The organism is Halomonas sp. McD50-4 (assembly GCF_022348135.1).
Lineage (GTDB): Bacteria > Pseudomonadota > Gammaproteobacteria > Pseudomonadales > Halomonadaceae > Vreelandella > Vreelandella piezotolerans.
Genome location: NZ_JAKRFG010000016.1, coordinates 36,278 through 48,568 on the forward strand (window position 1 = coordinate 36,278; position 12,291 = coordinate 48,568).

A 12,291-nucleotide genomic window follows, 5' to 3' on the forward strand; every position below is an offset into this window, starting at 1 on the left:
TAATCGTACGGATGAGTTATCCATACGAACGCCCGCTTATGAATAAACGGGCGCAAGCATTCTAGTGGGCTGGCCGCTAACTTGCAAGCTGCCGCTGGCGAACGGCTTCGAACAGGCAGATACCGGTGGCCACCGAGACGTTCAAGCTCGACACTTGCCCGGCCATGGGCAGCTTGGCGAGATTATCGCAGGCTTCCCGGGTCAACCGGCGCATGCCCTTGCCTTCGGCGCCCATCACCAGTGCAGTAGGACCCGTCATGTCGATCTCGAACACGCTGGTCTCTGCTTCACCGGCAGTACCGGTAATCCAGACACCCGCATCTTTGAGCTTGGCCAACGTGCGCGATAGATTCGTGACCTGATAGACCGGCACGACTTCCGCCGCCCCACAGGCCACCTTTCTGACCGTGGCGTTGAGCGGTGCGGCTTTATCTTTCGCCACGATCACGCCGTGGGCCCCGGCGGCATCGGCACTGCGTAGGCAGGCACCGAAATTATGCACATCGGTGACGCCATCGAGCACCAGTAGCAGGGGCGGTGTAGATGCCTGCCAGGCGCGCAATTTCAACCACAGCGACTCTTCCCCTTCGGGCGTCAAAGGCGCGCAAAACGCCACCACGCCTTGGTGCGCCGCGCCCTGGGTGAGCTGATCGAGCACATCCCGGGGCTGCTCTTTGATGCGTGCACCACTGGCCTGGGCGCTTGCCACCAGCTCTTTCAAGCGGTTACCCGCCCCTTGCTGAACCCACAGCTCGCGGGGTGCCTCTCCCCGCTCGAGCAGACTCTCGAGGGCGTGAACGCCGTAGACGTGATCCAAGCCATCCGGCGTGCGGATGGCCTTTTGAGGGTGACGTCGAGACGACGACGATTTCATGCTCACCCCTTTTTCGCTGATGGTTTGCGCGAGCCGCTGCGCGTGCGGCGCGGGCCGCGACGCGCTGGCGGTTTATCGGTGGCGGCGGCCGCTTTGGGTCCACCCTCTTCGCCACGACGCTTACGGGGCTGACGACGCGGGCGCGGCTTGTCGTCGGCCAAACCAAAGTCGATTTTCCGATCGTCCATATCGACACGCGCCACTTGAACGGTCAGACCGTCGCCCAAGCGGTAGGTAGTCCCCGTGCGCTCCCCTTTCAGGCGATGTTTCTCGGCTTCGTAGTGGTAGTAGTCCGAGGGCAGTGACGTTACATGTACCAACCCTTCGACATAGAAGTCATCGAGGCGCACGAACAGGCCGAACTGAGTCACCGAGGCAATCGTGCCTTCGAACGTCTCCCCAAGCTTATCGGACATGAACTCACACTTGAGCCAGCTCTCGACATCGCGAGTCGCTTCATCCGCGCGCCGCTCGGTCATCGAGCAGTGCTCGCCCAGTTCCAGCATTTGCTCGAAGGTATAGGGGCACCACTTGCTCGGCGGCTCTACCGGTGCCCCTTCTACCCGCACGACCGTATTGGTCTGGCGCGGCCCGCGAATGACCGAGCGAATAGCGCGGTGAACCAAGAGATCGGGATAGCGGCGAATCGGTGACGTAAAGTGCGCATACGCCTGGTACGCCAAACCGAAGTGTCCTTCGTTCTGAGGCGAATAAACGGCCTGGTTCATCGAGCGCAGCATGACCGTCTGAATGATATCGGCATCCGGTCGGTCAGCGATGGCTTCGCGTAGCGCTTGATAATCTTGCGGCGTGGGTTCGTCGCCCCCACCCACGGAAAGCCCCAGCTCACTCAAGAACAGGCGCAGCTTGTCTAAACGCTCGGGCGTGGGCCGCTCGTGAATACGGTAGAGCGCTGGAAGGTCGTGCTTGTCCAGGAAGCGCGCCGTGGCCACGTTGGCGGCCAGCATGCACTCCTCGATAAGCTTGTGAGCGTCGTTACGCGTTCGCGGCACGATTTTTTCGATCTTGCGCTCATCGTTGAAGATGATCGCCGTTTCGGTGGTATCGAAGTCGATCGCGCCCCGCTCTTCACGGGCGGTACGCAGCAGGCCGTAGAGTTCGTGCAGGTTCTTGAGCGGCTTGACCAATTCCGCATGCTCACGACGCAGCGCCTCACCCTCTTCGCTCTCGCCGTCCAGCATGGCCGCCACCTTGTTATAGGTCAGGCGTGCATGGGAGTTCATCACGGCTTCATAGAACGAGTAGCGACTAATGGCGCCGGTTTTGGAGATATTCATCTCGCACACCATCACCAGGCGGTCGACATGCGGATTCAGCGAACAGAGGCCATTGGAGAGCAGCTCCGGCAACATCGGGACGACTTGACCGGGGAAGTAAACCGAGTTCCCACGCGTACGCGCTTCATCATCCAGCGCAGTGCCGGGTCGAACATAGTGCGACACATCGGCAATCGCTACCAACAGCTTCCAACTACCGGATTTGGTCTTCCAAGCGCAGACCGCATCGTCGAAGTCTTTGGCAGATTCGTCATCGATGGTGACAAGCGGAATATCACGCAGATCGACGCGATGCTTTTTATCCTCCTCCAAGACCTCGGCAGAGATTTCGCTGGTTTGATCCAGTACCTCTGGCGGAAACTCGGCAGGGATATCGTAACTGCGAATGGCAATGTCGATCTCCATGCCAGGATCCATACGCTCACCTAGCACTTCGATGACTTCACCCACCGGCTGCACCCGCGTGGCGGGCTGCTGCACGATCTTGGCCGAAATGACCTGGCCGTCTTTGGCACCCCCACAGGCGGTATGTGGGATGATCACTTCTTGCGTAATACGCGGGTTTTCAGGAATCAACACCCCAAACTCCGGCGTGTTACTACGATATACACCGACAATGGTTTGAGTATTACGGGCAATCACATCGGCAATGGTCGCTTCATCACGACCGCGACGGTCACGACCACTAATGCGTACCAGCACGTGATCCCCGTGAAACACACGCCGCATTTGACGAGGCGGCAGGACGAGATCCGGCTTTTTGCCATCATCTCTGAGCACGAAGCCAAAACCATCGCGATGCCCAAGCACCTTACCTTTAATCAGATCGAGCTTATCGATCAGCGCGTAAGCACCTCGTCGATCACGCAGCACTTGCCCGTCGCGCTCCATAGCGGCCATGCGTCGACGCACGGCTTCGAGATGATCTTCATCCTCGATGCCCAACATGCGGCTCATGTTTTCATGGGTGATGGGCTTGCCGTAGCTCTCTAAGGCAGCTAACAGATATTCGCGGCTGGGCGCAGGGTTGTCGTACTTTTGCGCCTCGCGCTCGGCGTGCGGATCATCACTTAACGTCCAGTACTTCATGCGATCAACATCCTTGATGGCGTTTGCGGGAGGCGGACAGTTGGCGCAGCGCCATGGCACTGCGGGCGGGAATCACTATCGACGCAACTGGCGTCGGCATCAGCGACTAATGAGCTGACACATGGCATGTTTTGTTTGGTCATGGGCGCAGTATAGCGCTGCCCGTTCAATCACCCAACCACCTAACGTCCCATTAATGGTATTTCAGCGTTAAAAAATCCGCCTAAGGGCTTGCATTTAGCGGCGACCCGGGTATCATACGCGCCACTTGCCCAGATGGCGGAATTGGTAGACGCGCTAGCTTCAGGTGCTAGTGACCGTATGGTCGTGGAGGTTCAAGTCCTCTTCTGGGCACCACTTGACATCATGTTACCCCCTTTTCATGACGTCACGATGGTGCAGCGGCAAGTCAGTAGCAAAGGCTACGGCAGTGAGTTCGTGTTCGCCCAGGTGGCGGAATTGGTAGACGCGCTAGCTTCAGGTGCTAGTGACCGTATGGTCGTGGAGGTTCAAGTCCTCTCCTGGGCACCATGCGAATACGAACGTTGCGCTGTGACCACAAACGAAAAGATGATGCGCCCAGGTGGCGGAATTGGTAGACGCGCTAGCTTCAGGTGCTAGTGTCCGTACGGACGTGGAGGTTCAAGTCCTCTCCTGGGCACCATGATGGGTTCCCATCCGCATCACTCTTTCATATCTTTCCTTCTTTTATTCTCTTTGTTCTTACGCTTCTTTTTCGTCAGTGCGAAACGTTGATGCACTTCTTCTTTTTATTTGACCCATTCCTCTCTGCGAATGTTGATTTGTCGCGCCTAAACCCTACTACGGTGATACACGACGACGAGCGAAAATCAAACGACTCTCGCCCGCCGACTTACTGGTAGCGACCCGGCCGACGCGCCACCTCTTCCAGTGCCCAGCCTTGAGTGCGTAACTCGCCCTCAAGCACCGCCTCCATCGCAGGCGTTAAGTCTGGAAAGAAATTGAGCCCCGTTCGCGCCTCGACCTCATCGATGGTGACGAGATAATCATCCAGCGGCTCGTTACCTCTTACCTCTTGGGGCATGATGAACGCTAGCGCCAAAGGCGCTTCCTCGTGGGGGGCGACGATGATTTTATAAAACGCTATCGGCACTTCCACGAAGCCCACGCGATTGAACACGTTATCCATGAAGCGCTCCGGGTAAATGGGCCCAGTGATCACCTGCAAGCGCTCGAAACGAGGCGCAAAGTGGTCCATCACCGACTCTTCCAAACGCTGCCACAGCTGACGGTTCAAGTTAGGTCGTTGAGGCGCCATGTTGCTCATCAAGAAAGTATCGATTTGCGCACGGCGGCCATGCACCGCAGCAATGGCGTAGTTGGGAGCTAGGTGTCCGCGATCATAGCCACTGCCTGAGTAGCTGTCGGTGCCCACGGGCCAAAGCGTTCTCCAGTCTGCTTGAAAATTGGGTCGGCCACCGATGCGCGTGTCGTCCGGCACGGCAGCGACTTGATAGCTCACCCATAGCGCACCGACACGCACATCCGACCACCCTGCCAAAAATCCGTCGTTACGCAACACCCGATGAATGGTGGTAGGCCTAAACGTTTCCCAAGTAGGCACGCCTTTCCAGGTGTATGCCTCTTGGTGTTGCCGTCCTTGGAACTCCCATAGACCGGTGCCCACCATGACAAACAGCACAGCAATGCCCAGACGCCGCCCTTGCCGGCGCCAGCGCACAAATGAATTCCCCAACGACGTCACTCCCCTGCACTTTCTTTTGAGCCACTTCTTTTATGTATTTATGAGCTACTGTTTCACTGACCTGTACTACCAGCCAAGCGAAAACATGGTTTCCAGGTCGTGACGAGAGTGTACTTGCATGGCGTTCAACGTTTCGGTATCGCTGATCCCTTCCACCGCATTGAGCCGCTCGGTCACCAGCTCGGCGAGGCTCTCGAAGTCGCGGGTTCGAGCAATGGCCACCAAGTCGTAACGACCACAAGTTGAGTAGACTTCACTGATCCCTTCTACATCGGCTAGGCGCTCGGCAACGGCTTTTACCTGGCCTTTTTCGGTATTGATCAAGATCACTGCGTTTTGCATGGCGCCCTCGCTGCTCATGAAGTGTGGTTATCACGCTACGGGGCGAGTATAGCAGCCTGTAAGGCTCGGCCAAGCGCTGGTGCTCGGCGTGGCTAATTGTCGCGCTATTTATAAGGTTATTCGCACTAATTTTTAGCATGCGCTAGCATGTACCTTAGACCTCCGATTTATAAGAATTGTCGGAGTTTTAAGAGGTGGACCACCACCCGATCACCGTAGTAAAACGTCAGACCGTGACGATAAGGAGACACCATGGCTAATCAGAGCCGTCGTAAGTTCATGCGTAACAGCGTGCTTGGCCTCGCCGCCCTGCCGTTTGGTGCTGGAATCCTGTCTAAGAGTGCTTTTGCCCAGGAACTCCCGCGCTTGGATCCGTCCTCTCCTACTGCTCAGGCGCTCAACTACGTTGAAGAAGCCAGCGATGCGAGTGACCACCCCGCTTATGAAGAGGGCGAACTCTGCTCTAACTGCATGTTCTTCAATGCAGACACCGAGGGTTGCCAGCTCTTCCCCGAAAATAGCGTTGCCCCAGAAGGCTGGTGCCAATCCTGGACCGCAAAAGCGTAAGCTGCTTTTTGGCAATGCCAACGACATTACCCCGCGCACTGCGCGGGGTAATGGTTTTTTTGGGCGAAAAACCCATTACTTGGCTGAATACCATCATCAACCCGCTTCTTTGCTCTCCTCTTCGACGGGCCAACGGTAACGACGCGTGACTTTTCCCTCTTCCATTGATATCAAGTGGACAGGAAAGCCCCAGAGTTCCTGTAAATGACGAATCACAGGGTAGACACTTCTGCCCAGAGGACGGCGATTATCCTGAATGTGGTGCAGCGTTAGCGAACGATCTCCGCGAATGGCGGCTTCCACCACCTGAATATTGGGTTCGCGAACGGACAGCGCATACTGGCTCGCGAGCGCTTCGCGAACGCGCTTATAGCCACGGTCGTCGTGAATGGCAGCGACTTCCAGGGTCTCCGCATGATCGTCATCGACGATCAAAAAGAGTTTTAGATCGCGAATGACCTTGGGCGATAGAAACTGCTGGATGAACGACTCATCCTTGAAATTTCGCATCGCAAACTCTAAGGTCTCCCGCCAAGCGCTGCCCGCCATGTCGGGGAACCACTCCCGATCTTCTGCGGTCGGCGCATCGCATATCCGTTTGATGTCCATGAAGATGGCAAAGCCCAGTGCGTAAGGGTTCAGCCCGCTGTAATAGGGGCTATCGAACCCCGGCTGATTGATGACCGCCGCGTGGGACTGCAAGAACTCCAGCATCAGCCCTTCATCGACCTTACCCTCATCGTAAAGTCGATTCATTAGCGTGTAGTGCCAGAAGCACGCCCACCCCTCGTTCATGACCTGGGTTTGCCGCTGTGGGTAAAAGTACTGGGCCAACTTACGCACGATACGCACGATTTCACGCTGCCAAGGGGCCAGCAGCGGGGCATTCTTTTCGATGAAGTAGAGCAGGTTCTCCTGGGGCTCGGAGGGGTAGCGACCCCCCGTATGCAGCCCTAAGGGGTCATCGTCGCTGTGCAAGCTTCCCGGGAGCGGCGCGACGCCAGCTGGCGGCTCGGGGATCGTTCGCCACAACATGTTGACCTGGGTTTGCAGGTACGCTTCGCGCTCGTCTTGGCGTTTGGCCTCCTCCTCCGCCGAGATGGGTGATGGCCGCTTGTAGCGGTCTACCCCGTAGTTTTGTAGCGCATGACAGGCATCCAAAAGTTGCTCGACGGCGTGCACGCCGTGGCGCTCTTCACACTGCGCGATGTATTTGCGGGCGAACACGAGGTAATCGACGATGGATTCCGCATCGGTCCACGTGCGGAATAGGTAGTTGCCCTTGAAGAAGGAGTTATGACCGTAGCAGGCATGAGCAATGACCAGCACCTGCATCATCAAGGTATTCTCCTCCATCAAGTAGGCAATGCAGGGGTTGGAGTTGATGACCAGCTCGTAAGCCAATCCCATTTGTCCACGTTTGTAGGCCTGCTCGACAGCGAGAAACTGCTTACCGAATGACCAGTGGTGATACCCCACTGGCATACCGACGCTGGCATAAGCATCCATCATCTGCTCGGTGGTGATGACTTCGATCTGATTGGGGTAGGTATCTAGCCGATACTCATCGGCGAGCCTAGCAAGCTCCTCATCGAAGCGCTCCAGCACGCTGAAATTCCAGTCCGACCCAGTGGCGATGGGCTTGCGGTTTACACTCATGGCGCACTCCTCGACTCGCACTACCGCTCTTGGCTCATGCGGCGCTTGAATAGCTCACGAAAAACGGGGTAGATATCGCCCGCATCGACGATCTGGCGCATGGCGAAACGCTCGGGAAACTGCGCCGCTACGGCTTCGTACTCGTGCCACAGCGATTGATGATCGTGCGGGGTAATCTCCACGTAGGCGTAGTACTGCAGTTGAGGCATCAACTGCTTCACCAACAGATCACGGCAGATATTGGAATCATCGTCCCAGTTGTCACCATCGGAGGCCTGGGCCACGTAGAGATTCCACTGGCCAGAGGGGTAGCGTTTTTCGATGATCTTGTTGACCAGGTTCAGCGCGCTGGAGACGATGGTGCCGCCGGTTTCTCGTGAGTAAAAGAACTCCTCTTCATTCACCTCTCTAGCAGCTGTATGGTGGCGCACGAACACTAGCTCGACTTTCTCGTAATGCTTTTCTAAAAAAAGATAGAGCAGTAAGAAAAACCGTTTGGCGATGTCTTTATGGTTCTGCGTCATGGAGCCCGACACGTCCATGACACAAAACATCACCGCTTGGCTCGATGGTTGCGGCTGGGCGGCGAGCTGGTGATAGCGCAAATCGTAGGTATCGATGAAGGGAATGGCGTCGATACGTTTTTCCAGCCGTTCGATCTCGGCCTTGAGCTCCCCGACGCGAGCAGGATTACGCAGTACCGGATCTTTACGCTCCTCGGCCGCCAGCGCCTCTTGCGCCTCCTTCAAAGCACGCTTGATGGGTGCACGCATGGCGATGCGCCGTGCATAAGCCTCGCGCATCGATCGGGTAATACTGATGCGTGACGGCACCCCATCCCGCGCCAGTCCTGCGCGCACCATTTTGATCTCTTCCAACGACTTGAGCGGCTTGCGTTGTAAATGGGGAAGCTCCAAGCCATCGAAGACGAACTCCAGAAACTCTTCGCGGCTAAGGGTGAACGCAAACTCGTCGTTCCCCTCTCCTTGGTTGGAAGCGCCGCCTTCCCCGGCACCGCCACCACCCCCTTGGCCGCTAGGTCGACGGATTTTGTCACCTTCCAAAAACTCCTTATTACCCGGCGAGACGATGTTGCGTGCCCCACCCGGGCCGTGCTGAAACACGGGTTCGGAAATGTCCTTGGTGGGAATCGATATTTTCTCGCCGCGCTCCATGTCGGTGATGGAGCGGCGGTTGACCGCCTCCTCCACCGAGCGCTTGATGTGCTTGCGGTAACGCTCCAAAAAGCGCTGCCGATTGACCGCGCTCTTATGCTTAGCGTTGGGTCTGCGATCAATAAAGTAGGTCATTCGACCTCCTCAACACCTCGATCTTGAGCGCCGAATCGTGGCGCTCTTGTATGCGGGCCAAGCAGCCCGCTACTGAGACTTACGCACGCGCAGATACCACTCTGAAAGCAGCCGCACCTGTTTCTCGGTATAGCCACGGTCCACCATGCGCGCCACGAAATCCTCGTGCTTTTTCTGATCCGATTTCGACGCTTTGGCGTTGAAGGAAATCACCGGCAAAAGCTCTTCGGTGTTGGCAAACATCTTGTGTTCGATGACGCCTTTCAGCTTCTCGTAAGACTGCCAGCTGGGATTCATACCGTTGTTTTGCGCCCGCGCCCGCAGTACGAAGTTCACCACTTCATGGCGGAAGTCTTTCGGGTTGGAGATGCCTGCTGGCTTCTCGATCTTCTCGAGCTCTTCGTTCAGCGATTGGCGGTTGAGCAGCTCGCCTGTCTCGGGATCACGATACTCCTGGTCTTGAATCCAGAAATCGGCGTAGGTGACATAGCGATCGAAGATGTTCTGACCGTACTCGCTATAGGACTCGAGATAAGCGGTTTGAATCTCTTTGCCGATGAAGTCCACGTAACGCGGGGCCAAAAACTCCTTGATGAAGCCCAGGTAACGCTCGAACACTTCGGAGGGCAGCTGTTCGCGCTCCAGCGCCTGCTCCAGCACGTAAAGCAGATGGACCGGGTTAGCCGCGACCTCCATACTGTCGAAGTTGAACACTTTCGACAGAATCTTGAAGGCAAAGCGGGTCGAGAGCCCCTGCATGCCCTCGTCTACGCCTGCCGCATCGCGGTACTCCTGAATCGATTTGGCGCGCGGATCGGTGTCCTTCAGGTTCTCCCCGTCATACACCCGCATCTTGGAGTAGATGCTGGAGTTCTCCGGCACCTTGAGCCGCGACAGCACTGAGAACTGCGCCAGCATGCGCAGCGTATCCGGCGCGCAAGGCGCGGCGCTGAGGGAGGAGTCTTCCAACAGCTTTTGATAGATCTTGATCTCTTCCGACACCCGCAGGCAGTAGGGTACTTTGACGATATAGACACGATCCAGAAACGCCTCGTTATTGCGGTTGTTACGAAACGCCTGCCATTCGGACTCGTTGGAGTGGGCCAGAATCACGCCATCGAAAGGAATCGCGCCCATGCCCTCGGTAGGGTTGTAGTTGCCCTCTTGGGTAGCGGTCAGCAGCGGGTGCAGCACCTTTATGGGAGCCTTGAACATCTCCACGAACTCCATCAGCCCCTGGTTGGCACGGCACAGCCCGCCGGAGAAGCTGTAGGCATCCGGATCGTCTTGGGAGTAAAGCTCTAACTGGCGGATGTCCACTTTACCGACCAGCGACGAGATATCTTGATTGTTCTCATCCCCCGGCTCGGTTTTGGAGATGGCGATTTGGTTGAGACGCGACGGATAAAGGCGCACGACTCGGAACTGAGAAATATCGCCGCCGGCCTCTTTCAAGCGCTTAGCGGCCCATGGCGACATGACGCTACGCAGGTAGCGCCCAGGTATGCCGTACTCCTGCTCTAGCAGCTCACCATCCTCTTCCGGTGAGAACAGTCCAAGCGGCGATTCATAGACCGGCGATCCTTTGATAGCATAGAAGGGAATGCGCTCCATCAATAGCTTCAGGCGCTCGGCCAGCGAGGATTTACCGCCGCCGACCGGGCCCAACAAATAAAGAATCTGTTTGCGCTCTTCGAGCCCCTGGGCCGCGTGACGGAAGTAAGCCACGATCTGCTCGATGGCCTCTTCCATACCGTGAAACTCGGCAAAAGCGGGATAGCGGCGAATCACCTTGTTCGAAAAAATGCGTGATAGACGCGGGTCTTTCGCCGTGTCGATCACTTCAGGTTCGCCTATCGCTTCCAGCATGCGCTCTGCGGCGCTGGCATACACCTTGGGGTCGCGGCGACAAAGCGCCAGGTACTCCTCGAGGCTCATGTCCTCTTGCTGAACGCGGGCAAAACGGTCTTGAACGTGATCAAAGATGCTCATGGAACTCTCCTGTGGCCCATCCCCCAGCGCAACCGCCAAGCCAATACCCCAGACGGCGTGCTATTCGAGGTGTCGCTCTATCAGCGTAGTCAGCATTAGCAAAAAGTGATGACACTATCTTCAACGCAGCTCATGTGACCGCTGAGATACCCTTATGAGCGTATGAGGAGAGGTTTAGTTGCGTTGAATCCAACTCGGCGCTACAACGCAACACGCCACCTTTTAGGTGGCGTGTAAGCAGTGCTCTAGCCGCTTGGCCAGGCTATCCTAGTACCTCTTTCACATCGGCCAATAGCTGATCGAGCAATTCAACGGTGGTGTTCCAAGCGCAGACGAACCGCGCTCCGCCAGCACCGATGAAGGTATAAAAGGTCCATCCTTTGGCTTTCAACGCTTCGATGGCGTGAGGCGGCAATTCAACGAACACGCTGTTCGCCTGGGTGGGGAACATCAGCGAGACACCCGGCAGCGCCTGTAGCCCTTCCGATAGATAACGCGCCATGGCGTTGGCATGTTCGGCGTTGGTCAGCCAGGCCCCGCTCTCCAGCAAGCCCAACCACGGCGCAGAGACATAGCGCATTTTCGATGCTAGCTGCCCCGCCTGCTTGCATCGGTAGGAGAAGTCTTCCGCCAATTCGCGATTGAAGAATAGGATCGCCTCACCAAACGCCAAGCCGTTCTTGGTGCCCGAGAAGCACAGTGCATCGACGCCCACTTGCCACGTCAGCTCTGCTGGCGATGCATTGAGGCTTGCGCAAGCGTTGGCAAAGCGTGCACCGTCCATGTGCAGCCGAAGGTCATGCTTATCTGCCATGGCGCGAATGGCCAGCAGCTCTTCGCGAGAATAGACGGTACCCACTTCGGTGGCCTGGGTGAGCGAAACGACTTTCGGTTTCGGATAGTGAATGTCGCTACGCTTGGTGACCAGCGCTTCGATCCCCTTGGGCGTCAACTTGCCATTTGCCCCCGGCGAGGTGAGCAACTTCGCACCGTTGGAAAAGAACTCAGGGCCGCCACACTCGTCGGTCTCGATATGTGCCAGCTCATGACAAATCACGCTGTGGTAGCTGCGCCCCATCGCGGAGAGCGCCAGTGAATTGGCTGCAGTGCCATTGAACACGAAAAACACGTCGCAGTCGTAGTCGAACATTTCCCGAAAACGGTCGGCGGCACGGGCGGTCCAGCGGTCGTTGCCGTAAGCGAGGTCATCCGCCTGATTGGCTTCGAGTAAGTACTGCATCGCCTCCGGGCAGATACCGGAGGTGTTGTCACTGGCGAGAAATCGTGGGGTACACTCCGAGGGCATGACGATAATCCTTATGTCTGACGGTCGTGCGGCGCAGGCTGGGTGCCACCCGCGCCTTAAATCCCTAACGTGGCTTAGTAGTTAGGGTGATTCATCAGTCTATCGCC

9 protein-coding genes and 3 tRNA genes are annotated in these 12,291 nt (G+C 56.9%); 4 read left to right on the forward strand and 8 right to left on the reverse strand.

The annotated features are described in order from the left end of the window. Positions 1 to 76: 76 nt before the first annotated feature. Entirely contained in the window at positions 77 to 874 is a 798-nt protein-coding gene (gene rlmB / locus MHM85_RS16320; RefSeq protein WP_153843763.1) for a 23S rRNA (guanosine(2251)-2'-O)-methyltransferase RlmB, read from the reverse strand. A 2-nt stretch (positions 875 to 876) separates the two neighbouring features. Then, positions 877 to 3,261 (reverse strand): ribonuclease R, encoded by a 2,385-nt coding sequence (gene rnr / locus MHM85_RS16325; RefSeq protein WP_219861334.1) that lies wholly within the window; start codon positions 3,259 to 3,261, stop codon positions 877 to 879. 270 nt (positions 3,262 to 3,531) lie between these two features. Here rnr and MHM85_RS16330 point away from each other — a divergent pair. The 3 genes from MHM85_RS16330 to MHM85_RS16340 all read left to right on the forward strand — a co-directional run bounded on the left by MHM85_RS16330 (position 3,532) and on the right by MHM85_RS16340 (position 3,925). After that, positions 3,532 to 3,618 (forward strand) — tRNA-Leu (locus MHM85_RS16330). A gap of 87 nt (positions 3,619 to 3,705) precedes the next feature. Continuing rightward, positions 3,706 to 3,792, forward strand: a tRNA-Leu gene (locus tag MHM85_RS16335). Between the two features lie 46 nt (positions 3,793 to 3,838). Next, positions 3,839 to 3,925 (forward strand) — tRNA-Leu (locus MHM85_RS16340). A gap of 210 nt (positions 3,926 to 4,135) precedes the next feature. Here MHM85_RS16340 and MHM85_RS16345 read toward each other — a convergent pair. Continuing rightward, a complete protein-coding gene (locus tag MHM85_RS16345; RefSeq protein WP_139526804.1) occupies positions 4,136 to 4,984 on the reverse strand; it encodes a DNA/RNA non-specific endonuclease in 849 nt (282 codons plus the stop codon). Positions 4,985 to 5,074: 90 nt separating this feature from the next. Then, complete coding sequence (locus tag MHM85_RS16350) at positions 5,075 to 5,350, reverse strand: Lrp/AsnC ligand binding domain-containing protein (RefSeq protein ID WP_044628486.1); 276 nt, start codon at positions 5,348 to 5,350, stop codon at positions 5,075 to 5,077. A 252-nt stretch (positions 5,351 to 5,602) separates the two neighbouring features. Here MHM85_RS16350 and MHM85_RS16355 point away from each other — a divergent pair, with 252 nt between their 5' ends. Further along, positions 5,603 to 5,917: a high-potential iron-sulfur protein gene (locus tag MHM85_RS16355; RefSeq protein WP_139526799.1), complete on the forward strand. Its 315-nt coding sequence runs from the start codon at positions 5,603 to 5,605 to the stop codon at positions 5,915 to 5,917. 96 nt (positions 5,918 to 6,013) lie between these two features. On the opposite strand, the gene MHM85_RS16360 is transcribed toward MHM85_RS16355, so the two are convergent. The 4 genes from MHM85_RS16360 to MHM85_RS16375 all read right to left on the reverse strand — a co-directional run bounded on the left by MHM85_RS16360 (position 6,014) and on the right by MHM85_RS16375 (position 12,184). Further along, positions 6,014 to 7,576 (reverse strand): SpoVR family protein, encoded by a 1,563-nt coding sequence (locus MHM85_RS16360; RefSeq protein ID WP_139526797.1) that lies wholly within the window; start codon positions 7,574 to 7,576, stop codon positions 6,014 to 6,016. Between the two features lie 20 nt (positions 7,577 to 7,596). After that, a complete protein-coding gene (locus MHM85_RS16365; protein ID WP_153843765.1) occupies positions 7,597 to 8,886 on the reverse strand; it encodes a YeaH/YhbH family protein in 1,290 nt (429 codons plus the stop codon). 69 nt (positions 8,887 to 8,955) lie between these two features. Beyond that, positions 8,956 to 10,878 carry a PrkA family serine protein kinase gene (locus tag MHM85_RS16370; protein WP_153843766.1) on the reverse strand — a complete coding sequence of 641 codons (1,923 nt, stop codon included), beginning with the start codon at positions 10,876 to 10,878 and terminating at the stop codon, positions 8,956 to 8,958. A 262-nt stretch (positions 10,879 to 11,140) separates the two neighbouring features. Beyond that, positions 11,141 to 12,184 carry a low specificity L-threonine aldolase gene (locus MHM85_RS16375; protein WP_139526792.1) on the reverse strand — a complete coding sequence of 348 codons (1,044 nt, stop codon included), beginning with the start codon at positions 12,182 to 12,184 and terminating at the stop codon, positions 11,141 to 11,143. Positions 12,185 to 12,291 lie beyond the last annotated feature (107 nt).